The 22,644-nt window shown below is 68.0% G+C and carries 22 protein-coding genes; 7 read left to right on the top strand and 15 right to left on the bottom strand.

The genetic code is table 11. The features are described from left to right. The first annotated feature begins 4 nt into the window (after window positions 1-4). Both J2W36_RS10555 and J2W36_RS10550 read left to right on the top strand, forming a co-directional pair. Window positions 5-1,300, top strand: a complete 1,296-nt coding sequence (locus tag J2W36_RS10555; RefSeq protein ID WP_307689687.1) for a TRAP transporter large permease — start codon at window positions 5-7, stop codon at window positions 1,298-1,300. Between the two features lie 31 nt (window positions 1,301-1,331). After that, the gene (locus J2W36_RS10550) at window positions 1,332-2,306 is read left to right on the top strand and encodes a tripartite tricarboxylate transporter substrate binding protein (protein ID WP_307689686.1); all 975 of its coding nucleotides are present in this window, start codon (window positions 1,332-1,334) and stop codon (window positions 2,304-2,306) included. 45 nt (window positions 2,307-2,351) lie between these two features. On the opposite strand, the gene J2W36_RS10545 is transcribed toward J2W36_RS10550, so the two are convergent. Beyond that, window positions 2,352-3,674 carry a hemolysin family protein gene (locus J2W36_RS10545; RefSeq protein WP_307689943.1) on the bottom strand — a complete coding sequence of 441 codons (1,323 nt, stop codon included), beginning with the start codon at window positions 3,672-3,674 and terminating at the stop codon, window positions 2,352-2,354. 22 nt (window positions 3,675-3,696) lie between these two features. On the opposite strand from J2W36_RS10545, the gene J2W36_RS10540 reads away from it, so the two are divergent. Next, a complete protein-coding gene (locus tag J2W36_RS10540; RefSeq protein ID WP_307689685.1) occupies window positions 3,697-4,551 on the top strand; it encodes a symmetrical bis(5'-nucleosyl)-tetraphosphatase in 855 nt (284 codons plus the stop codon). 25 nt (window positions 4,552-4,576) lie between these two features. Here the strand turns inward: J2W36_RS10540 and J2W36_RS10535 are convergent, their stop codons facing one another. The 8 genes from J2W36_RS10535 to J2W36_RS10500 are packed head-to-tail and all read right to left on the bottom strand — an operon-like array spanning window position 4,577 to window position 12,646. Further along, on the bottom strand, window positions 4,577-5,530 hold the full coding sequence (locus tag J2W36_RS10535) for an ABC transporter substrate-binding protein (protein WP_307689684.1): 954 nt from the start codon (window positions 5,528-5,530) through the stop codon (window positions 4,577-4,579). A gap of 25 nt (window positions 5,531-5,555) precedes the next feature. Then, the gene (locus J2W36_RS10530; protein WP_307689942.1) at window positions 5,556-6,680 is read right to left on the bottom strand and encodes a c-type cytochrome; all 1,125 of its coding nucleotides are present in this window, start codon (window positions 6,678-6,680) and stop codon (window positions 5,556-5,558) included. A gap of 41 nt (window positions 6,681-6,721) precedes the next feature. Next, window positions 6,722-7,528 carry an ABC transporter ATP-binding protein gene (locus J2W36_RS10525; protein WP_307689683.1) on the bottom strand — a complete coding sequence of 269 codons (807 nt, stop codon included), beginning with the start codon at window positions 7,526-7,528 and terminating at the stop codon, window positions 6,722-6,724. Continuing rightward, window positions 7,522-8,604 carry an ABC transporter permease gene (locus J2W36_RS10520; protein ID WP_307689682.1) on the bottom strand — a complete coding sequence of 361 codons (1,083 nt, stop codon included), beginning with the start codon at window positions 8,602-8,604 and terminating at the stop codon, window positions 7,522-7,524. The genes J2W36_RS10525 and J2W36_RS10520 overlap by 7 nt, the downstream gene beginning before the upstream one ends. Further along, on the bottom strand, window positions 8,601-9,599 hold the full coding sequence (locus J2W36_RS10515) for an ABC transporter substrate-binding protein (protein WP_307689681.1): 999 nt from the start codon (window positions 9,597-9,599) through the stop codon (window positions 8,601-8,603). The genes J2W36_RS10520 and J2W36_RS10515 overlap by 4 nt, the downstream gene beginning before the upstream one ends. A gap of 20 nt (window positions 9,600-9,619) precedes the next feature. Then, the gene (locus tag J2W36_RS10510; protein ID WP_307689680.1) at window positions 9,620-10,438 is read right to left on the bottom strand and encodes a class II aldolase/adducin family protein; all 819 of its coding nucleotides are present in this window, start codon (window positions 10,436-10,438) and stop codon (window positions 9,620-9,622) included. Continuing rightward, window positions 10,435-11,544: an LLM class flavin-dependent oxidoreductase gene (locus tag J2W36_RS10505; protein ID WP_307689679.1), complete on the bottom strand. Its 1,110-nt coding sequence runs from the start codon at window positions 11,542-11,544 to the stop codon at window positions 10,435-10,437. Before J2W36_RS10505 ends, J2W36_RS10510 begins: the two co-directional genes overlap by 4 nt. Window positions 11,545-11,584: 40 nt before the next feature. Continuing rightward, window positions 11,585-12,646, bottom strand: coding sequence for an ABC transporter substrate-binding protein (locus J2W36_RS10500; RefSeq protein ID WP_307689678.1), 1,062 nt, complete (start codon window positions 12,644-12,646; stop codon window positions 11,585-11,587). Between the two features lie 156 nt (window positions 12,647-12,802). On the opposite strand from J2W36_RS10500, the gene J2W36_RS10495 reads away from it, so the two are divergent. The 4 genes from J2W36_RS10495 (at window position 12,803) to J2W36_RS10480 (ending at window position 16,700) form a co-directional block, all read left to right on the top strand. Next, window positions 12,803-14,038, top strand: a complete 1,236-nt coding sequence (locus tag J2W36_RS10495; RefSeq protein ID WP_307689677.1) for an acyl-CoA dehydrogenase family protein — start codon at window positions 12,803-12,805, stop codon at window positions 14,036-14,038. Window positions 14,039-14,144: 106 nt separating this feature from the next. Next, window positions 14,145-14,762: a cysteine dioxygenase family protein gene (locus tag J2W36_RS10490; RefSeq protein ID WP_307689676.1), complete on the top strand. Its 618-nt coding sequence runs from the start codon at window positions 14,145-14,147 to the stop codon at window positions 14,760-14,762. A 27-nt stretch (window positions 14,763-14,789) separates the two neighbouring features. Further along, window positions 14,790-16,391 carry a rhodanese-related sulfurtransferase gene (locus J2W36_RS10485; protein WP_307689675.1) on the top strand — a complete coding sequence of 534 codons (1,602 nt, stop codon included), beginning with the start codon at window positions 14,790-14,792 and terminating at the stop codon, window positions 16,389-16,391. A gap of 162 nt (window positions 16,392-16,553) precedes the next feature. After that, a complete protein-coding gene (locus tag J2W36_RS10480; protein ID WP_307689674.1) occupies window positions 16,554-16,700 on the top strand; it encodes a hypothetical protein in 147 nt (48 codons plus the stop codon). Window positions 16,701-16,727: 27 nt separating this feature from the next. Here the strand turns inward: J2W36_RS10480 and J2W36_RS10475 are convergent, their stop codons facing one another. The 6 genes from J2W36_RS10475 to J2W36_RS10450 form a co-directional block, all read right to left on the bottom strand. Then, entirely contained in the window at window positions 16,728-18,188 is a 1,461-nt protein-coding gene (locus J2W36_RS10475; protein WP_307689673.1) for a DEAD/DEAH box helicase, read from the bottom strand. A gap of 112 nt (window positions 18,189-18,300) precedes the next feature. Further along, window positions 18,301-19,182, bottom strand: coding sequence for a KPN_02809 family neutral zinc metallopeptidase (ypfJ, locus tag J2W36_RS10470; RefSeq protein WP_307689672.1), 882 nt, complete (start codon window positions 19,180-19,182; stop codon window positions 18,301-18,303). A 54-nt stretch (window positions 19,183-19,236) separates the two neighbouring features. Beyond that, window positions 19,237-19,491 (bottom strand): hypothetical protein, encoded by a 255-nt coding sequence (locus J2W36_RS10465; protein WP_307689671.1) that lies wholly within the window; start codon window positions 19,489-19,491, stop codon window positions 19,237-19,239. Between the two features lie 108 nt (window positions 19,492-19,599). Next, the gene (gene dcd / locus J2W36_RS10460) at window positions 19,600-20,172 is read right to left on the bottom strand and encodes a dCTP deaminase (RefSeq protein WP_307689670.1); all 573 of its coding nucleotides are present in this window, start codon (window positions 20,170-20,172) and stop codon (window positions 19,600-19,602) included. Between the two features lie 65 nt (window positions 20,173-20,237). Next, complete coding sequence (gene guaD, locus J2W36_RS10455) at window positions 20,238-21,524, bottom strand: guanine deaminase (protein ID WP_307689669.1); 1,287 nt, start codon at window positions 21,522-21,524, stop codon at window positions 20,238-20,240. Between the two features lie 98 nt (window positions 21,525-21,622). Next, on the bottom strand, window positions 21,623-22,642 hold the full coding sequence (locus J2W36_RS10450) for a Bug family tripartite tricarboxylate transporter substrate binding protein (RefSeq protein ID WP_307689668.1): 1,020 nt from the start codon (window positions 22,640-22,642) through the stop codon (window positions 21,623-21,625). Between the last annotated feature and the right edge of the window lie 2 nt (window positions 22,643-22,644).

Here is a 22,644-nt window from a genome sequence, read left to right as displayed (position 1 = left end):
GCCAATGACCATTCCTCTGTTGATCCTGTGCGTGTCGTTCACGCTCTTCTTGCTGCTGGGCGTGCCGGTGGCGTTTTCCATCGGGCTCTCGGCGCTGGCCACACTGGCCTACGAGGGCCTGCCCTTGGCCGTGGGCTTCCAGCAGATGACCTCCGGCATGGGCATCTTCTCGTTCCTGGCCATTCCGTTCTTCATCTTTGCCGGAGAGCTGATGCTCTACGGCGGCATCGCCGACCGCATCGTCAACTTCGCGCGCGACCTGGTGGGCCACGTGCGCGGTGGCCTGGGCATGTCGAACGTGGTGGCCTGCACGCTGTTCGGCGGCGTCTCGGGCTCGCCCGTGGCCGACGTCTCGGCCATGGGCGCCGTGATGATCCCGATGATGAAGAAGGAGGGCTACCACGCGGACTACGCGGTCAACGTGACGACCCACGCCGCGCTCGTCGGCGCCCTCATGCCGACCAGCCACAACCTGATCATCTATTCGCTGGCCGCCGGCGGCAAGGTGTCGATCGCGGCGCTGATCCTGGCCGCACTGCTGCCCGCAGCCATCCTGACCATCAGCAATCTGGCAGCGGCCTACGGGGTGGCGGTCAAGCGCGGCTACCCGAGCGGCACCTTCCCGGGCTGGTCGATCGTGGCGCGGTCGTTTGCAGCGGCATTGCCGGGCCTGTTCATCGTCGTGCTGATCCTCGGCGGGATTCTCTCGGGCATCTTCACCGCGACCGAATCGGCGGCGGTGGCCGTGCTCTACGCGCTGGCGCTGACGATCTTCCTCTACCGCACGTTGAAGTGGGAACACTTCATCAAGGCGGCGTCGAAGGCGGTGCGCACCACCGGCGTGATCCTGCTGCTGATCGGCATCTCGAGCACCTTCGGCTACCTCATCAGCCTCTACGGTGTGGCCGAACTCACGGGGCAGATGCTGTCGCAGATCACCAGCACGCCCTGGATGATCTTCCTGATGATCAACATCATCCTGTTCGTGCTCGGCACCTTCCTGGACATGGCCGCGACCATCCTGCTGTGCACGCCGATCTTCCTGCCGATCGCCCAGCAGTACGGCATGACCTCGGTGCAGTTCGGCATCGTGATGCTGATCAACTGCGCACTGGGGCTGAACACGCCGCCGGTGGGCACCACGCAGTTCGTCGGTTGCGCGATCGGCGGTGTGTCGGTCGGCACGGTGATGCGGACCATCTGGCCCTTCTACGGCGCGCTCATTTTCGCGCTGGGGCTGGTGACCTTCGTGCCGGCCTTCTCCACCTGGCTGCCGAGCATGTTCATGGTAGTCAAGTGACACAGATCAACAACACGCAGGAGACCACAACATGACACCGAAGATTTTCCATCGCATCGCAGCACTCGCAGGCGCTGCCCTGCTGGCACTGGGCCTGACGGCGCCCGCCATGGCGCAGTCGAGCTTTCCCAACCGCACGATCGAGCTGCTGGTGCCCTACCAGCCGGGGGGCGGAACCGACGGGCTGGCGCGCGCCTTCGCCGAAGCCAGCCGCAAGCACATCGACCAGAGCATCGTCATCATCAACCGGCCCGGCGCAGGCGGTGCCATCGGCTGGAACGAGGTGATCCATGCCAAGCCCGACGGCTACAAGCTGGCCGTGCTCACGGTCGAGCTGCTGACCTTGCCACATCTGGGCCTGGCCAAGTTCAACTACGACGACTTCCAGCCGATCGCACAGCTCAACGCCGACCCGGCCGCCATCACGGTCAAGGCCGACGCGCCCTGGAACACCGTCGAGGAATTCCTCGCCGCTGCGAAGAAGGAGCCCGGCGCGGTTCGCGTGGGCAACTCGGGCAACGGCTCGATCTGGCACCTGGCCGCTGCAGCACTGGAAGACAAGACCGGCGCCAAGTTCAACCACATCCCGTTCCAGGGTGCCGCCCCGGCGGTGCTGGCACTGATGGGTGGCCACATCGAGGCCGTGGCCGTGAGCCCGGCAGAGGTGACGACGCATGTGCAGAGCGGCAAGCTCAAGGTGCTGATGGTGATGGCCGACAAGCGCGTGAAAGGCTTCGAGAAAGTGCCCACGGCCAAGGAACGCGGCATCGATCTGTCGATCGGCACCTGGCGCGGACTGGGCGCACCGAAGAACACACCACCCGAGGTCATTGCACGGCTGCGCGAAATCACCGCCAAGACCGCAGCCGAGCCGCTCATGCACGAGGTCATGGAGCGGCAGAACCTGGGCTATGTGTACACCGACGGCGCCGTCTTCAAGGACACGCTGGCCAAGGACAACGCGTACTTCAAGGACCTGATCACCAAGCTGAATCTCAAGCCCTGAGTCCGGGCGACCGGCTGCGCACCGGCGCCCAAGGGCGCCGCAGCCTCAGCGCCGGCGCACTGCGGCGTCGGGCACGCCGGCGTCCGGATACGCCACCACGCGGTCGATGCGCCGCCCCTCGAGCGCGGTCACCTCGAAAATCCAGCCCGCGCACTCGATGCGTTCGCCCACCGCAGGCAACTCGCCCGAGACGGCCATGAGCAAGCCGGCAACCGTGTTGTAGCGCCCGCGCTCTTCTTCCGGCAACTCGCGGATCGCCAGGCGTGCACGCAGCTCCGACACCGGCATCAGCCCATCGAGTTCCCAGGCGCCGTCTTCGCGCAGGCGCGCCCAGGCTTCGCTGTGCATGCCCGGCTGCAGCTCGCCCGTGATGGCCTCGAGCAGATCGCGCGGCGTCATCAGGCCTTGCACCACGCCGTATTCGTCGACCACGAACACCAGCCGGCCAGCCCGCGCACGGAACTGCTCGAGCATTTCCATGCCGGTGAGCGTCTCGGGCACGAAGGACGCCGGCTGCGCCACGCTCTCGATCTTGCCTTCGTGCGCAGGACCCAGGCGCAGCAGGTGCGCCACGCTGATCACGCCCACCACGTCGTCCAGCGAATGGCGGCACACCGGATACCAGGAATGCACCAGGTTGAGCGCGCCTGCGGCAGCCACCTTCTGCAGGCTCTGCGCCACGGTGAATGAACCGTCGAGCCATTCGATGTCGGCGCGCGGCACCATCAGCGACGACAGTCGCCGGTCGTCCAGATGGAACACGTTGCGCACCATCTGGTGCTCGTGCATTTCGATCACGCCGGCATCGACACCTTCTTCCAGGCTGGCGGAAATTTCTTCTTCCGTCACGGTGCGTGCAGCGTTGGAGTCGATGCGCAGCAGCTTCAGCGTGGCGGCGGTCGCACCGCTGAGCAGCAGCACGAACGGCTTGGCCGCGGTGGCCAGCCCGCGCATCGGGCGCGCCACGAAGCGAGCGACCGGCTCGGGGTAAAGCTGTCCGATGCGCTTGGGCACCAGTTCGCCGAAGATGATGGTGAAGAAGGTGATGCAGGTCACGACCACCGCGGTCGACGCCACGCTCGCGGTGCCGGCCCCCATGCCCACGGTTTCCATCCAGACGGCCAGTGGCGCGGCGAAAGCGGCCTCGCCGACGATGCCGCTGAGCATGCCGATGGACGTGATGCCGATCTGCACGCTGGAGAGGAACTGGGTCGGATCCTCCATGAGCTTGAGCGCCGCAGCGGCGCCGAGATCGCCCGTTTCGGCCAATGCGGCAAGGCGCGCGCGGCGACTGGTGGAGAGGGCCATTTCGGACATGGCGAACAACGCGTTGAGCGTCGTCAGCATGGCCAGCAGAAAAACATCCATGAACGGGAGGGAGAATGGGGACATGGCACTTTACTTGATCGGCGACGTGCAGGGCTGCGACGATGCCCTGCGGCGGCTGATGGACACCCTCGATTTCTCCCCCAGCCGCGACACGCTGGTGCTGCTGGGCGACCTGGTCAACCGCGGCCCCGACTCCGTCGGCGTGCTGCGCCGGGTACAGCGGCTGGGTGCGTCGGCGCGCAGCGTTCTGGGCAACCACGACCTGCATCTGCTGGGCGTGGCGCACGGCATCCGCAAGGCCGGCCGTCGGGACACGCTCGCCGGCATCCTCGATGCACCCGATCGCGCGGCCCTGCTCGACTGGCTGCGCCACCAGCACATGGCGTTGCACCAGCGCGTCGGCACGGGCGAGCGGGCCGGCGACCTGCTCATGCTGCATGCCGGCGTGCTGCCGCAGTGGACGGTGGCCGACACGCTCGCGCGCGCAGCCGAGGTCGAGCAGGTGCTGCGCAGTCCGCAGCTCGGCGAGTTCCTGCAGTCCATGTACGGTAACGAGCCTGCGCAATGGAGCGACGCACTCGCAGGCAGCGCGCGCCTGCGGGTGATCGTCAATGCACTCACGCGCCTGCGCTATTGCAGCGCCGATGGCGTGATGGAGTTCGACAGCAAGGACGCATCGGCCGAGGCCCCTGCCGGATTCATGCCCTGGTACGACGTCCCCGGGCGCCGCACGGCGAACGCCACCGTCGCCTTCGGCCACTGGTCGACCCTGGGCTGGCTGTCGCGACCCGACCTGCTGTCCACCGACACCGGCTGCGTCTGGGGCGGTTGCCTGAGCGCGGTGCGCATCGGCGCCACGCTGGCCGAGCGCGAGCACATCGAGGTGCACTGCGATCAGGCGCAGGCGCCAGGCTGAGGCGCACGAAGCGCCCTCCCCATCTTCAGCCCGTCACGCCAAAGCCCGTGTCGAAGGTGGGCGCCACCTGCAACGGCTGCCTGATCAGCCCCACTTGCCGGTAGAAGTCCGCCGTGCCCTGCTGGTCGGCGATCACCTTCGCATCGATCGCGACCCACTTCTGCTGGCGCCGCTCGAACTGCAGCCTGGCCGCCTCGGGCGGTATGCCGATGATGCGGGCCAGCGCGGCCGAGTAGGCGTCCACGTTGCGGTAAGACCAGACCTGCGCGCGCACGATGCGCTGCAGGTAGTCCTGCAGCACGGCCCGCTTGGCCGCGATCGCATCGTCCGTGGCAGCCAGGTAGCTCAGCCCCGGCAGCAGGCCCCGGCCGCTGACCAGCACGCGCGCATGCTGGCTGACTTCGGCCAGCGCGGTGTAGGGTTCCCAGGTCGCCCAAGCGTCGACCGAGCCCTGCGTGAGAGCGAGCTTGGCATCCGCTGGCGCGAGAAAACGGATGTTCACGTCCTCGGGCTTCAGGCCTGCCTGCGTGATCGCCTTGAGCGTCACGTAGTGCCCGATGGAGCCGCGGTTGGTTGCGATGCTGCGCCCCTTGAGATCCGCGGCACGCTGGAGCGGCGAGTCCGGCCGCACCAGCACCGCCGTGCCGTAGGAGTCGGAGCGGTTCGCGCCGATGGCCTTGATCCGCGTGCCTGCGGCCAGGGCAAAGACCAGGGGCGCGTCGCCGATCGGACCGGAATCCACCGCGCCCGCATTGAGCGCCTCGGCCAGCGGCGCTGCGGCCGGAAATTCGGACCATTGGATGTCGTAGCCGAGGCCGTCGAGCGCGCCGGCGGCTTCGAGCAACGCGCGCAGGCCGCCCTTCTGGTCGCCGGCCTTGAGAACGGGACGCGCCTGCGCGCGGCCAATGGCGGGCATCGCCAGCGCGGCCCCTGCACCGAGCGTGCGCGCGACGAATTGCCGGCGTGATGGATGGGACATGGGTTTCTCCTTTGGAACAAGTGATTCAGTGGACGAAGCCGCCCTTGACGAAACGCACCGGCTGCGCGTCCATGCGGGCGATCAGCGCGCCGAGGCCATCGGCGACAACAGCGGGCTGCGCTCCGCTCGGCACCGCGTCGGTGCGGCACAGCAGGTCGTCGTCCGACCATCCGGCCTGGCCCGGCTGGCTGCGCGCCCGCAGCCAGCCGTCGCGGTCGGCGATCAGCGTGGTGCCCGCCGGCGACGGCGTGCCGGTGACCAGCGCGAAGGCGGCCCAGGCGTCGGCGGCTTCGGATGCGTCGACCACGCAACCGATCGCATCGCGCAGAGCGGATTCCGCATCCGGGGCGATCCGCACAGTCACGAGGCGCGGGTCTTCGAGCGGCGGCGCCTGCGTAACGCCCGGCGCCACGATGCGCACGCGCTGCCCGTGCCAGCTTGCGAGGCGCCGCGCCGACTGGTCCTCGCAGCGCACCGCCGCATCGGGGAGCGCGGCGGGCCACGCCCACACGCCAGTGCTGCGCAGCGTCTCGCCGGCCGCCTGCGCCTTCATGAAATCGATCAGCGCCCAGGCCTCGTCGTCGCGCAGGCGTTCGCCGAAGGCCGGCATCGTCGCCTTACCGTCACGGGCGCGCATGCCGTGCATCACATGCCAGAGCAGATCGCCGTCGGCGCGTCGCCAGAGGAGTGGCCCCGCGAGGTTCGGCGGCGACATCGACCGGGCATCGGCCAACGCCCCCTGCCCGCGCCCGTCCGCACCATGGCAGCCCACGCAGTGCTGCGCATAGAGGGCTTGGCCCTGCGCGATCGACCGCACGGTGAAGCCGCTCGGCGAACGATGAAAGCTCGCCGGTGTGGCCGGCACCCAGACCACGTGCGCATCCGGCCAGGGTGCGGCCAGCAGCAACACAGGCACGGCGACGAGGATGGCGACACGTCGACGGCGCCACACCATGGCCAGCAGCAACAGGAAGACGACCAACGCGAGAACGGCCAAGCTGCCGGCCAGCCGCCGCGCCTGGCCACCGTCGATCAGCAGGTTCTCGCCGGACAGCTTGACCGGCCACGGCCAGCCCGGTTGCCCATGGCTCGCTTCGACCAGGCCCAGCGCAGCGAGTGCCTGCAGCAGCGCGAATTGCGCGCTCTGCATCAAGCCGATCAGCGCGTTGAGCCAGCCGTCGTCCGCACCCGTCACCAGGTCGCATCCAGCCCGAGATGCCGCAACGCCTCATGGCGCAATTGCGCCAGACGTGGATGGCCACGATGCCGCGGATATGGCAGGTCGACCACCAACTCGGCTGCGATGCGCGCCGGCCGGTCGCTCAGCACGATCACGCGGTTGGCGAGGAACAGCGCCTCCTCCACATCGTGCGTCACCAGCAGCGCCGAGAAGCCGGCGCGTTGCCACAGATTGACCAGCTCGCTCTGCATGGCGATGCGCGTGAGCGAATCGAGCTTGCCCAGTGGCTCGTCGAGCACCAGCAGCTGCGGGTCGTTGACCAGCGCACGCGCCAGCGCCACCCGCTGCGCCATGCCGCCCGAGAGCTGGTGCGGGAAGCTCTTCGCGAAATCGGTGAGGCCGACCAGCGCGAGCGCATCGTCGACCCGCGAGCGCTGCGTCTTGAGCAGCCCGCGCGCCTGCAGGCCAAGCGCCACGTTGTCCCAAACGCTGCGCCAGGGGTACAGCGTCGGGTCCTGGAACACGACGATGCGCGACGGGTCGGGCCGGGTGATGGGCTCGCCGTCCTGCGCGATGCGGCCGGTGGTGGCGGGCTCCAGGCCGGCGACGAGCCGCAGCAGCGTCGACTTGCCGCAGCCACTCGGGCCGAGCAGTGCGACGAACTCGCCCGGCTGCACCTGAAGGTCGATGCTGTCGAGGACCTGCAGCACGCCGTCCTGCTGCTTGAACCAGTGGCTGACGCCTTCGATGTCGATGCGCGCGCCGCCGGGTGAAAGCTTCGCGTCGGCGGCGGCGGGGGCCGAAGCGACGCTCACCATTTGACGGTCCCCTTCTGCCACGACAGCGCGCGGTCGCGCACCGTGAACAGCAGCGTGATCAGCCCCGAGCACAGCACCGCCATCACCAGCAGCGCCGCGTACATGTTGGCGTAGGCCGCCCAGCCCTGCGCCCACTGCAGGTACCAGCCGAGCCCGGCCTTCACGCCCATCATCTCGGCCGTGACCAGCACGGAGAACGATGCGCCCAGCCCCATGAAGAGCCCCACGAAGACCTGCGGCAGCGCGGCGGGAATCGCGACGCGCAGCACGAGGAACCACTCCGACGCGCCGAGCGTGCGCGCCACGTCGTAGTAGCTCTTGTGGACCGAGGCCACGCCGGACCAGGTGAGCACCGCCACCGGGAAGAACGTCGCGAGCCCGACGAGGAACACGGCTGCCGCATAGCTCGACGGCGCGAAGAAGAAAGCCAGCGGCAGCAACGCCGAGGCCGGTACCGGGCCGAGGAAGCGCAGCACCGGATGCACCCAGTAGCCCGCGATGCGCGACCAGCCGATCCACACGCCGGTGCCGAAACCCACCAAGGCGCCGAGCACGAAACCATGCGCCAGCAGCCGCAGCGAGTGCGCGGTCGACAGGCCCAGCCGCGCCCAGTCCTCATAGGCGACGTCGATCAGGCTTTGCGGCGGCGCGAAGAACGGCGGCGGCAGCGCGCCGAGCTTGGCCGTCAACGCTTCCCACAGCGCAAGCAGCAGCGGTGCGGCGATCAACCATTGCCCTGCGGGCCGCAGCGTACGGCCGACGCGGCCGGCGTTGGCGCCGAGCACGGCGACGACGAGCAGCAACACGCCGACGACCAGCGCGGCCACCCCGAGTTCGGTGGTGAAGGCCCAGTCGCTGAAGCCGACTTCCTTGTTCGGCCAGTAGAGCGTGAGCCCGCCCAGCGCCAGCCATGCGAGGGCGGCCGCCAGGCCGGTGCGCCAGAGGCCGGTGACGGCGATGTCCTGCAGCGAGGCTGGCAATGCTGCGGTGCGCGGCGCAGTCGGCGCAACGGCGCGGGCGGGCGGAACGCCGGGCCGCTCGAGCCGGCGGCCCAGAACCTGGTCAGCGGTCGTCATGCGAGCACATCCACCGACACGTGATTGGCCAGCTTCACCGGATCGGTCGACGCCTTGAGCACGCCGACCGATTTGAAATCGCGCGCATAGAACTCGACCTCGTCGCGCAGGTTCTTGCCGACAGGGTGATGCCCGTGCGTCAGCGTACCCAGCAGCGCCTGCAGGTCTTCCACCGGCACCTTGGGCGAGTACTTGGCGAAGAGCTTGGCCGACTCGTTGGGGTTCTCAGCGACGAAGTCCGAGGCCTGAACGATCGAGCGGACGAGCGCTGCGACAGTCGGCTTGTCCTTGCGCACCAATTCACCGCGCGCGCCGACGATGCAGCAGACCTTGTCCTTGTATTCGCCCGACAGGTTCGAGGCGAGCTCGACGTAGCGGCCCTTGTTGCGCTTCTCGATCAGGTAGAGCGTCGGGTCGCCATCGGCGATCGCCTGGATCTCGCCCTTGTTGACGGCGATGTCGAGCAGGTCGGCCGGGTACTGGCGCCAGGTCACATCCTTGTCGGCGTCGATACCGTTCTTCTTGAGCAGGATCGAGAAGAAGTTCTTGCCCGGGCTCGCGATGTCCGACACGCCGATGGTCGTGCCCTTGAGCTTTTGCAAGTTCGTGATGCCGGCCTCCTTCACGCCCACCAGGCGCACGCAGCCGCCGTGCGAGCTGCCGACGATCTTCACGTCGAAGCCCGACTCGAGCGGCTTGAGCCAGCGGTGGATCATCCCGACCGCAGCGTCGGCCTTGGCGGTCGCGAGCGACTCCAGCAGCTGGTCGGTCGAGCCGGTGTAGTTGATCAGGTCGACCTGTAGGCCGTTCTTCTCGAAGTAGCCGCGCTCCTGCGCCACCACCACGGGTGACAGGCAGAAGGCCGAGGCGTTCCAGGCGAACGTCAGCTTGCGTTGCTGCGACCAGGCGCGCGAGGCGATGAGGCCGCTGGACGCAACGAGGGCAGCCGCGCTGCCGGCGCGCAGCACGCCACGGCGGGACAGTGAATGGGTCATGGGTTCTCCGCAGGTCCTGGTCAATCAAGCAGTTCGGGTTCGGCTTCGACCAAGCCTTCGTACAGGCTCTCGAAGGAATGCAGCGCGCCCTCGGGGCCGCCGATCTGGCCGTGCGTGTGGCGCGCGGTCGCCTCGTCGATGGGCTGCGGCGTGCCAGCGGCTTCGGCCAGCAGTTGCGTGTGGCAGGCGTTGTCGAGCGCGATGTACCACCAGGCAGCCGCCTCGACCGTCGGGCCGGCGGTCAGGATGCCGTGGTTCTTCAGGATCGCGCCCTTGCCGTCGCCCAGCGCCTGCGCGATGCGCTGGCCTTCGCTGCCGTCAACCACCATGCCGGTGAAGTCGTCGAACAGCGCCACGTCGCCGTGGAACACGCAGCTGTCTTGCGTCAGCGTGTCGAGCTTGCGGCCGAGCGTCGACCAGGCCTTGCCGTAGGTCGAGTGCGTGTGGGCCGCAGCGACGATCTTCGGGTTGTGCTCGTGGATCGCGGCATGGATCGCGAAGGCGGCCTTGTTGAGCGGGCGGTCGCCGATCACCGTCTCGCCCCGGGCATTGACCAGCAGGAGGTCCGACACCTTGATGCGCGAGAAGTGCACGCCCAGCGGGTTGACCCAGAAATGGTCCGTCAGCTCGGGGTCGCGCGCCGTGATGTGGCCGGCCAGACCCTGCGCGAAGCCCAAGCGCGCGAACAGGCGGAAGGCGCCGGCCAGGCGCTCCTGGCGATGGCGGCGCTCGGCCTCGACGCTGGTGCGCGGCAGGCTCGGATCGAACCAGAACTTCTGCTTCGGGCTCGGGTTGAGCGCGAGCTTCTGCCCGCGGTCGATGGACAGGACTGCGCTCATGCCACCTTCCTTCTTGCAGCGATGCGTTCGGCCACCAGCGCATGCGTGCGAGGGATCAGCTCGCGGCCGTATTCGAGCGCGTCTTCCAGCGGGTCGAAGCCACGGATCAGGAAGGTGGTCACGCCGAGGTCGTAGTAGTCGAGCAGCGCGTCGGCCACCTGCTCGGGCGTGCCGACCAGTGCGGTGCTGTTGGAGCGCCCGCCGATTTCCTGCGCGATGGCGGTCCACAGCCGCTTGTCGACACGCGGCCCCTTGTCCGCCGCAGCCAGCAGGCGCCTGGCCCCTTCGCTTTGCTGCGGCCCGCCGCGGTTGTAGCCCTGCACCACACGCAGGCGCCGGGTCTCCGCCAGGATGCTCTCGGCCCGCGCCCAGGCGGCCTCCTCGGTCGCCGCGACGATCGGGCGGAACGACACCGAGAAGCGCACGCTGCGGCCATGCCTGGCGGCCTCGGCGCGCACGCGCGTGGTCAGTTCGCGCGCCTGGTCGAGCGACTCCCCCCACAGCGCGTACACGTCGGCGTACTTGCCGGCAACAGGAATCGCCGCCTCCGACGCACCGCCGAAATACACCGGCACATGCGGCTTGCCATGGCGCGTCTGCACCGGCTTGACCTCGGAAAACGCGCGCTGGTAGCGGTAGTGCGGCCCCTCGTGGTCGAAGGGCTTGTCGCTGGTCCAGACCTTGTGCAGCACCTCGAGGTATTCGTCGGTACGCGCATAGCGCTGGTCATGGTCGAGCCAGTCGCCGTCGCGGCGCTGCTCTTCGTCGGAGCCGCCCGAGATGTAGTGCACCGCGAGCCGCCCACCGCTGAACTGGTCGAGCGAGGCGAACTGGCGCGCCGCCAGCGTGGGCGCCACAAAGCCCGGCCGGTGGGCCAGCATGAAGTGGATGCGCTCGGTCACCGACGCGGCATACGCAACGGTGAGCGTGGCATCGGGGCTGCTCGAATGGTGCGGCACCAGGATGCGGTCGAAGCCGGCGGCCTCGTGCGCCTGGGCGAAGGCACGCACGTAGTCGCGGTCGAGCGCCGGGCCTTGCGCCGGATGGATCTCCGACACCTTCTGTCCCTGGATCATGCCGATGAATTCGATGTCGTTTTGGCTCATGGGAGGGTTCCTGTTGTCATGGATGAAGAGAAGAGAGCGCTCAGGCAGCTTCCACGCTGCGCACGGCGAGTGCCTTGGAAAAACTGCGGTCCCACAGCGGCGCCACGTGGGCCGGACCGTCGAGCACGCCCAGGCGCTGAAAGGCATCGGCCACCTCCTGGTGGCTGCGCACGACGGCATCGGTCACCGGCCCCAGGCTGAAGTCGTCACTGCGGCCGTTAAAGAGCTCGACCAGGTCCCCCACCGGCACGCGCGTCTCGGCGGACTGCGCCTTGGCATAAGCCAGGAAGTTCGGGTTGGCCCATGCATAGGCACGCTGCAGGCGCAGCAGGAAGTCGGTGATGGCCGCATGGCGCAGCGGGTCGTCTATCGCGCGCGGATTCGCGTACACGGGAAAGTTGCCCGACAGGTAGCCCTTGCCTGTCTTGAGGATGCGCGCGCCGTACTGGGTGCGCGCGATCTGCCCGTTGTAGCCGTAGATCGCCCAGGCATCGAGGTCGCCGCGGGCAAATGCCGACAGACCGTCGGCAGGCGTGAGGTTCACGGCCTGGATGTCGCTGAAGCCCAGACCTGCTTCGGCAAGCTGTTTGCTGAGATAGTAGTGCGCGGTGGTGGCCCGCACGTAGCCCACGCGCTTGCCGCGCAGGTCGGCAATGCTGCGTATCGGCGTGTCCTTGCGTGCCAGCGTGACCTGGTTGTTCAGGTCTTCATGGGACGCCGCGATGAAACGCACACTGGCCTTCTGCCGCGCGGCGAAGGTGGCTGGGATCTCGCTGCCCGAGCCGATGTCGAGCGCATCGCCATTGATCGCCTCGATGTGCAGCACGCCGTTGTTGAGCTCGCGCCAGTCGATCCTGTACGGCGTCGAAGCCTGGCCGGCGACCTGGATCAACGGGCGCCAGAGCCCCTTGTAGGTGCCGATTCGCAGCGTCACGCCCGACAGGTCGGGGCCGGCACCCGCGGACACCGCCGCCTGCGCAAAAGGAGGGCTGGCGCCTACGGCCAGCGCAGCGGCAGCCTGCAACCATTGCCTGCGCGAGGATGCGGCGCCGCGCGGCAGCGGTGAAGGGCGACGCAAAGGGCGAAGTGGCTTGAAGGACATGAGCGTCGTTCCTCGGTGACTGGAAATAGCGGGTGTGCGATGTGACTGGAGGGTGACCGTACCCGCCGCCGCCCCGAATCCCAACGCAGAAAAACGTGCTTGGATAGACGGAAAACTTTGTTTCCTTTCGGCCTGCGCCTGGCTACCTTCGGCTGCATGCCATCCACCACCCTGCTTCGCCCGGCGGTCGCCTCGCCCCGGGCACCCGCGCTTGCTGCACGCGAGGCGTCGCTGACCCCTGCAGTGCTCTCGTCCCTCACCGCACAGTTCGCGGCGACCGCGGGCGACTACGACCGCAACGGCAGCTTCCCTCACGACAATTTCGCCACGCTCCAGCGCCACGGCCTGATCGGCCTGCTGGCGCCGGCCCATCTGGGTGGCAGCGGTGCCACGCTCGGTGAGGCCCGGCGCGTGATCGCCGCCGTCGCCCGAGGCGAGCCCGCCACGGCGCTGGTCCTGACCATGACCTATCTCCAGCACCGCGCGATCGCCCGCCCGGACAACCGATGGCCGGCGCACCTGCGCGAGCGCGTGCTGCGCGACTGTGTGCAGCACGGCGCGCTCATCAATTCCCTGCGCGTGGAGCCCGAACTCGGCTCGCCCGCGCGCGGCGGCCTGCCGGGCACGGTCGGGCGCCGCACCGCGGACGGCTGGCGCATCGACGGCCACAAGCTGTACACCACGGGCATCGAAGGCCTGCGCTGGCTGTCGGTATGGGGTCGCACGGAAGAGCCCGAACCCCGCGTGGGCGTGTTCCTGGTGCCACGTGATGCACCGGGCATTCGCGTGATCGCGAGCTGGGATCACCTGGGCCTGCGCGCCTCGGGCAGCCACGAGGTCGTGTTCGACAACGTGTCGATCCCGCTCGACCATGCCGTCGATCTGCGCCCGCCCGCCGCCTGGGCCGCCCAGGCCGGTAGCGCCGCCGACATCGAGGCGCACGCCGACCAGCAGGCCTGGATGGTGGTGCTGCTCGGCACGCTGTACGACGCCATCGCCCGCGCCGCGCAGGGCTGGCTGCTCGGCTTTCTCCATGAACGCGCACCCGCCAGCCTCGGCGCGCCACTGGCCACGCTGCCGCGCGTGCAGGAGCAGGTCGGGGACATCGCGGCGCTGCTGCGTGTCAACGACGTGCTGCTCAGCCATGCCGCCACCGAAACCGATGCAGGCCGCACGCCCGGGGCCACCGACAGCGGCCTGCTCAAGCACACGGTGACCACCCAGGCGATCCGCGCCGTCGAGCTCGCCCTCAAGCTGAGCGGCAATCACGGACTCAGCCGCCATCATCCGCTGGAACGCCACCACCGCGACGTGCTGTGCGGGCGCGTTCACACGCCGCAGGACGACGCCGTGCTGGTGGCCGCCGGCAAGGCGGCGCTGGCCGCCCGCTGATCCGGTCCCTTCAGCTGCGCGACAGGGCAACCGATCAGGCCCACAATGCGACCCCATCCCTTCTGCAATTCCATGCACCCTTGCCGCCGCACGGATTCCAATACGCATGACCGCCACTGACGCCTCCATCGACGCCACCGACGCCACGCGCGCCCTCGCCCCCCTGCGCGAGTTCGTGGCGGCCTTTGGCCGCCTGCTCGATACCCATCCCGACGAGCCGAGAATCCTCGACGAAGGCGCCGCCTTGCTGCGCACCCTGGGCGCGCGCGACGACTGGCTACCCGACGACTGCGCCGTACCCGATCCCGAGCGCTACCAGCAGTTCCTGCTGCATGTCGACGCCGCAGCGCGCTTCTCGGTCGTGAGCTTCGTCTGGGGTCCCGGCCAGGCCACGCCGGTCCACGACCACACGGTGTGGGGACTCATCGGCATGCTGCGCGGCGCCGAATACAGCCAGCGCTGGCGGCTGCAGGACGACGGCGGCCACAGCCGCGCCGTGCCCGACGGCGAACCGCTGCGGCTGGAGCCCGGCCAGGTCGAAGCCGTATCGCCCACCATCGGCGACATGCACCGCGTGCACAACGCCCATGCCGACCGCGTCTCGGTGAGCATTCACGTCTACGGCGCCGACATCGGCGCCGTGCGGCGCCACACCTATCCGGCCGATGGCGGGCGCAAGCCATTCGTCTCCGGCTATTCGAACACTGAACCGCCGACGCTCTAGCAGCGCCGGGCCGACCACCGCCCCCGCATGACCGACACCCTGAACTTTGCCCAGGTGCGCCAGCACCTGCTCGACCGCACCGAAATCGCGCTGCTCGACGTGCGCGAGGAGGACCCTTTTGCGCAGGAACATCCTCTCTGGGCTGCCAACCTGCCGCTGTCGCGCATCGAGCTCGACGCCTGGCGCCGCATCCCGCGGCGCGACACGCTGATCGTCGTCTACGGCGAACACGACGGCGTCGACCTCGCGCCGTTGGCGATCGATCGGCTGGTGGCGCTGGGCTACACGCAGGTGCGCCGGCTCGACGGTGGTCTGGCAGGCTGGCGCGCCGCTGGCGGCGAACTGTTCCGCGACGTCAACGTGCCGAGCAAGTCCTTCGGCGAATTGGTCGAGCACGAGCGCCACACGCCTTCGCTGTCGGCGCAGGAAGTCAAGGCGCTGATCGACGCGCACGCCGACATGGTGGTGCTCGATGCGCGCCGTTTTGACGAGTACCAGACCATGAGCATCCCGGGCGCGACCAGCGTGCCGGGCGCCGAACTGGTGCTGCGCGCCCGTGCGCTTGCACCCGACCCGAAGACGCAGGTCATCGTCAACTGCGCCGGCCGCACACGCAGCATCATCGGCACCCAGTCCCTCGTGAACGCCGGGCTGCCCAATCCGGTGGCGGCACTGCGCAACGGCACCATTGGCTGGAAGCTCGCGGGGCAGCAACTCGACCACGGCGCCACGCGCCAGGCGCCTGCGCCGAGCGCGGCGCAGCAGGCGGCCGCGCAGGCCGACGCACGGCACGTGGCCGAACGCGCAGGCGTGCGCTGGATCGCGCTCGACGCCCTGTCCACGCTGGAGGCGCCAGGGCGTACCGTGTACCGGTTCGACGTGCGCACGCCCGAGGAATACGAAGCCGGCCACCTCGAAGGCTTCGCGAACGCCCCCGGCGGGCAACTGGTGCAGGAAACCGACCATCAGGCACCCGTGCGCGGCGCCCGCATCGTGCTGGCCGACGACGACGGTGTGCGCGCTGCCATGAGCGCATCCTGGCTCGCCCAGATGGGTTGGGACGTGCATGTGGTCGCCACGCCGACGCGTTCGGCATTCAGCGTGTGCGGCCCGGCCACGGCCACGCATGCGCCCGAACCCGAGGTCACGGAACTGTCACCCGCCGAACTGGCACAGTGGCTTGCCGAATCGCCCTCGACGGTGGCGGTGATCGACGTCACCACCAGCGCCAACCACGTCAAGCGCCACATTCCGGGCGCATGGTTTGCCATTCGCGCACAACTTGCGCAAGCGCTCGAACGCATTCCCGACGTGCCGCGCCATGTGCTGACCTGCGGCAGCAGCCTGCTGGCCCGCTTTGCCGCGCGCGACCTGCGCGCACTGCTCGACGCCCGCGGCAGCGACACCCAGGTGTATGTACTCACCGGCGGCAATGTGGCCTGGTTCGCGGCAGGCCTGCCCTCAGAGGCAGGAGAACAGCGCCTGGCCACCGCGCGCACCGATCGCTACCGTCGCCCCTACGAAGGCACCGACGCACCGGCCGAAGCCATGCAGGCCTACCTGGACTGGGAGTTCGGCCTGGTCGCGCAACTCGCGCGCGACGGCACGCATCACTTCAGGGTGATCTGAGCGACGAAGGTGGCGGGGCGGGCTGCGACCGCAAGCGGCGCGGAAAGTTCGTTTCGCAAATGGAAACGCCGTGTCTTCCATCTGTCCGTGCTGCAGCGCCGCAACGGGACTATCTTGGAGGCATGCGGACACACCGTCCGCCAACCCGTCAAGGAGTCCTTCATGTCGACATCACTTCACTCGGAAAAGAACCTGCTGCTGTTCTCGCAGCGCTCGATGACACGGGTGCACGCACTGGCCGTGCATCGGATGCCCGTGACCCTGACCCTGGCGGCCATCGTGCTGTCGGTGTTGGGTGTGCGGGCCTGAGCAGGCCCGCGAATAGCGAAGCGCGGCTCAGCCGCGTTCAGGCGTCTTGAACAACGCGGCAACCTTGCGCTTGCTCTTGATGTTGGCCGAAATACCGCGCGCCGGTGCTGCCTTGGCAGCCGCTTCCCAGGCAGGCGTGGCATCGACGGCCGGGGCCTCGTAGGGTTTTTCGAAGAACGGATCGCGTGGCGCCTGCGAACGGTGCGGGCGCCCGCCGCCGCGTGGCGCGTGCAAGTCGCCGCGCGGCTCGCGAGGCGGGTCGAGCGCATCGCGCATGTCGCCGGTTTCGCCCGCTTCCCGCCAATGACGGCGGCCGTCGTTGATGTGCCCGCGAGGACGGTCTTCCTCGAATTCCATCGCCTCGAGCTCGATCGGCTTCTTGATCAGCTTCTCGATGTCGGCAACCAGACGTGCGTCGTTGCCGCCGCTCGCAAAACTCACGGCCAGGCCCGAAGCGCCCGCACGGCCAGTGCGGCCGATGCGGTGCACGTAGTCTTCCGCGTTGAACGGGATATCGAAATTGAACACCGCCGGCACATCCTTGATGTCCAGGCCGCGGGCCGCAACATCGGTGCAGACGAGCAGGTCGACTTCGCCCTTCTTGAATGCATCGAGTGCCTTCAGGCGTTCGTCCTGGCTCTTGTCGCCGTGCAGCGCTGTGGTCTTGAGACCTTCGCGCTCCAGCGAGCGCGCCAGACGCGCGCAACCGAGCTTGCTGTTGACGAACACGAAGGCCTGCGTGATGCCCCGCTGACGCACGATCTGCTTGAGTGCACGGCGCTTGTCGTCGTCGCCGACGCTGTAGAACCGCTGCTCGACGGTGGAAGCCGTTTCGTTCGGCCGTGCCACCTCGATGGTCACCGGGTTTTGCAGGTAGCTGCCCGCCAGTCGCTTGATTTCCGGCGAGAAGGTGGCCGAGAACAGGAGCGTGATCCGCTGCTTGGGCAGGTAGCTCAAAATGCGCTGCAGATCGGGCAGAAAGCCGATGTCCAGCATGCGGTCGGCTTCGTCGAGCACCACGTACTCGACCTGGTTGAGCACCGCATTCTTGGCTTCGATGTGATCGAGCAGGCGTCCCGGCGTGGCCACCAGCACCTCGACACCCTTCTTCAATTCGGCCGTCTGGGGCTTCATGTCCATGCCGCCGAACACCACCGCACTGCGCAGGTTGGTGTACTTCGCATAGAGCTTGACCTGCTGGGCGACCTGGTCGGCCAGCTCGCGCGTCGGCAACAGGACCAGCGCGCGTACCGGATGGCGGGCGGGAGAGGTCGAACTGTTCTCGTGCTTGAGCATCCGTTGCAGCAAAGGCAACGAAAAAGCGGCGGTCTTGCCGGTACCGGTCTGGGCCGCGCCCATGACATCCTGTCCGGACAGAACCACTGGAATGGCCTGCTCCTGGATGGGCGTCATGGTCTCGTAGCCCATTTCGGCCACGGCGCGCGCCAGCGGTTCTGCCAGCGAAAGATTGGAAAAGGAGCTTGTCATGAAGCCCGCTATTGTCGCACCGCCGCAAAAATAACACTATCGCACTGTATCTGCCCCGGTTTTTGCGCCGGATCCGGGCTTGAATCCGGTGTCAGAAGCCACGCGGAGCGACTCAGAGCGTCTTGGCGGAAAAAGTGTCGCAGGACTGGATCTGGCCGCTCTGGTAGCCGTTGCCGAACCAGCGCTGGCGCTGCGCGCTCGAGCCGTGCGTGAAGCTGTCGGGCACCACCGCCCGGCCGGCCGAACGCTGCAAAGCGTCATCGCCGATCTTCTGGGCGGCGTTCATGGCCGCCTCGATATCTCCCGGGTCCAGCCACTTCTTGGACTCCTGCGAATGGTGGGCCCATACGCCGGCAAAGCAGTCGGCCTGCAGTTCGACCCGCACGCTCATCGCGTTGTTCTGCGTCTGGCTCATGCGGCTGCGCATGCCGTCGACCTTGGCGGTCACGCCCAGTTCGTCCTGAACGTGGTGGCCCACTTCATGGGCGATGACATAGGCCTGCGCGAACTCGCCGGGCGCACCCAGCTGGTTCTTCAAGGTGTCGTAGAAACCCAGGTCGATGTAGACCTTCTTGTCGCCGGGACAATAGAACGGTCCCATTGCGGCCTCGCCGGTCCCGCAGGCTGTCGGCGTGGCATCGCGGAACAGCACCAGCCGCGGCGGGTGGTAGGTGCCGCCGTTCTGCTGGAAGATGCCTGTCCAGACCACTTCGGTGTTCTTGAGCACGGTGGAAACGAACGCTGCCTCGCGATCGTTGGCAGGCGGCTTGGGCGCCGGCCCCTGCTGCTGCACCTGCGGTGCCGACTGGCCACCGCTGAGCATGCCGAGCATGGTCAGCGGGTTGATGCCGAAGATCCAGCCGGCGATCAGCGCCACCGCGACGGCACCTAGGCCCACGCTGCGTCCGCCGATGGGCAGACCGCCGAATCCGCCACCGCCCCCGCTGCGCCGGTCTTCGACGTTGTCCGACTGCTCGTTGCCTTCCCATCTCATGTCACACACTCCTTGACGCCGCCGTGATGGCGGCTATGGCGGGATGGTAAGCGCTCAACGCACGGGTGCGTAACCGACTGTCATCACGCCGTCGGCCAGCAGCGCGTGGTCGCGGGTCGGCGTGGCGTCGGTGCCCCAACGCGCAGCGGCAGCGGACCGCTCCATCGCATCACGTTCGGCCGCGCGTTGCACCTGCGACTGCGCGACATTCACGAACGCGACAAGCAAGCCCACCAGCAAGGCGACCAGTGCACCGACCAGCCAAAGCCGCGTCTGCTGCATGCCTCGGAAGTACTGAAAAAAAGCCATATGCCGCTCCACCCATCCACACCCTGTGGAAGTGCAGCGATGGTGCTCGGGCGCGGTGGCGCCGAACAGGCCAAGTGGCGCGAGCGGCTGTAGGACCGCAACGAAGCTTTAGGCCTTGGGCAAGGTCACGCCGTGCTGGCCCTGGTACTTGCCCCCGCGATCCTTGTAGCTGACCTCGCAGACGTCGTCCTTGTCGCTTTCGAAGAACAGGACCTGGGCGCAGCCTTCGCCCGCGTAGATCTTGGCCGGCAGCGGCGTGGTGTTGCTGAATTCGAGGGTCACGTACCCCTCCCACTCCGGCTCGAACGGGGTCACGTTGACGATGATGCCGCAGCGCGCGTAGGTGCTCTTGCCCAAGCAGATGGTCAGCACGTTGCGTGGGATGCGGAAGTATTCGACAGTGCGTGCCAGCGCGAAGCTGTTCGGCGGAATGATGCAGTAGTCGCCGTTCATGTCGACGAAGCTTTTCTCGTCGAAGTTCTTCGGGTCGACCACCGTGCTGTGGATGTTGGTAAAAACCTTGAATTCAGGGGCACAGCGAATGTCGTAGCCGTAGCTGGACGTGCCATAGCTGATGATCTTCTGGCCCTCGCGCTCACGGATCTGGCCGGGCTCGAAGGGTTCGATCATGCCGGTCTGCTCGGCCATGCGCCGGATCCATTTGTCGCTCTTGATGCTCATATGCGGTCGCTGCTTTTGCGGGAGAAGATGGTTCGAATTGTGGCATGGCTCCCCGCGCCGGCGCGTCAACCTGCCTGTGAGATGACGGTGCGCTCGATCAACCGGTCATCGCCCAGCACGATCATCGAGAACAGCAGCTCCTCCAGGTTCTCGGCCAGCCCCGTCTTGCGCGCGAGCAAGGGCGTGGCCTTGGGATTGAGCACCACGAAATCGGCCTCCGAACCCGGCTGCAGAGTGCCGATGACACCGTCGAGCCCCAGCGCGCGCGCCGCCCCGCCCGTGTGCCGCCACCAAAGCTCCGAAGGCGCGATGCTGATGCCCTGTTTGGTCTGGCCTTCGCGACCGACGTAGTACGCGGCCATCATGGTCGCGAAAGGGCTGAAGCTCGTGCCGCCGCCCACGTCGCTCGCCAACCCGTAGCGATAGCCGATGCGGTCTGCGCCCGCGAAGTCGAAAAAGCCGCTGCCCAGGAACAGGTTGCTGGTGGGGCTCACAGCGGTCGCCGTCTGCGTCGCGCGCATCAGCCGGCGGTCCTCGTCGTCGAAGTGGATGCAGTGCGCGTACACCGCGCGCTCGCGCATCAGGCCGAAGCCGTTGTAGACCTCGAGGTAGGAACGCGCATGGGGGAACAGCTCGCGCGCCCACTGCACCTCGTCCCTGTTCTCGGCGACGTGCGAGTGGATCCACGTATCGGGGTACTTCATGGCCAGTTCGCCAGCGCCGCGCAACTGGGCGTCGGTGCTGGTGGGTGCGAAGCGCGGCGTGATGGCATAGCCCAGGCGGTCGACGCCGTGCCAGCGCTGGATGAGCGACTCGGTGTCGAGCAGGCTTTGCGCGGTCTCGTCACGCACACCGTCGGGCGAATGGCGGTCCTGCAGCACCTTGCCGGTGATCATGCGCAGTCGGCGCTTCTGTGCAGCGGTGAAGAACGCGTCGACCGAGGCCACGTGCGAAGTCGCAAAGGTCAGCGCGGTGGTAACGCCGTTGCGCATCAGTTCGTCCAGGAAGACCTCGGCGACTTCGGCGGAATGGCCCGCCTCGGCAAAGCGGCTCTCCGCCGGGAAAGTGTAGTTTTCCAGCCAGGGCAGCAGGCCATCGGCCGGCGCGCCGATGATGTCGGTCTGCGGAAAGTGGATGTGCATGTCCACGAAGCCCGGCGCCAGGATGCGGCCGGGAAGCGACGTGGTGTCCACGCCGGGGTGGCGCGGCGCGACGTCGTCGTGGCTGCCGGCATCGAGGACGCACTGGCGGCCACGCGCATCGGGGGCGACGACGAGGAGCGCGTCTTCATCGAATTGGGCGCGGCCGGCATCGTCGAAGCGCAGGAGGGAGGCGCGGTAGGCTTTTTTCATGGGCGCTCGAGCTTATCGAAAAGCGGCGCGCTTCGGATAAGCACAAGCCTATAACGCTCATCCAGCCCTGCACCAGCGAGTGGCCACCCCGCCGAACGCTACTCCAGCCGTGCGCCGGACTGTTTGACCAGCCGCTCCCACACCGGCAGTTCCTTGCGGTAAGCCGCAAGGAAGCGCTCCGGCGAGCTGTCTTCGATCTCGAAACCCATGGCGGCCACTCGCTCGCGCACTTCGGGCAGTTGCAGCGCCGCGTGGATGTCCTTGGCCGCGCGGTCGACCACCGGCTTGGGCGTGCCGCCGGGCGCGGCCACAGCCAGCCATCCGGTGATGCGATAGGTTTCGTCGTCCAGCCCCTGCTCGGCCAGCGTGGGCACGTTGGGCAGCGCGGCCATGCGGCGGTCGCCGGTCACGCCAATGGCGCGCAGCTTGCCCGACTCGATGTGGCCCTTGGCGGCCAGCGCGCTCGCGAACGCCATGTGGATCTGGCCGCCGATCAGGTCCTGCACCATCGGCGCCTCGCCCTTGTAGGCGATGTGGTTCATCTGCGCCTGCTGCGTCTCGCTCAGGTACGCGCCACCCAGGTGCGGATACGACCCGATGCCGTAAGAACCGTAGGCCAGCTTCGCCTTGTTGGCGCTCACGTACTTGAGCAGTTCGGGGCCGGTCTTCGCCGGAATGCCGGTCGGATTGACGGCCAGCACCATCGGACCCATCGCAATGCGGTAGACCAGTGTCAGGTCGCGCTGCGTGTCATAGGGCAGCTTGGAATAGAGGAACTGGTTGATCATGAGCGAGGTGCTCAGGCCCAGCATCATCGTGTGGCCGTCCGGCGGCGCCTTGGCCACGGCGTCGGTGCCGATGATGCCGCCTGCACCGGGCTTGTTGTCGATGATCACCGGTTGGCCCAGGCTGGTCGCCATCTTCTCGCCAAGCACGCGGGCCAGCGTGTCGGTGCCGCCCCCGGCAGCGAAAGGCACGACCATGCGCACCGGCTTGCTCGGGAACGGCGTGGACGTTGCCGCGGTCTGCGCCAGAGCCGGCGCCACGGCGCACAGCAACGCGACAACCGCGCCGCAGGCCAGCGCCGCTCGGCGCCCGGTTTGGAAGGTGATGGGCATGG

The organism is Variovorax ginsengisoli, assembly GCF_030811835.1.
In the GTDB taxonomy this organism is placed as follows: domain Bacteria; phylum Pseudomonadota; class Gammaproteobacteria; order Burkholderiales; family Burkholderiaceae_C; genus Variovorax; species Variovorax ginsengisoli_C.
This window is presented reverse-complemented; position numbering and strand designations above follow the sequence as displayed.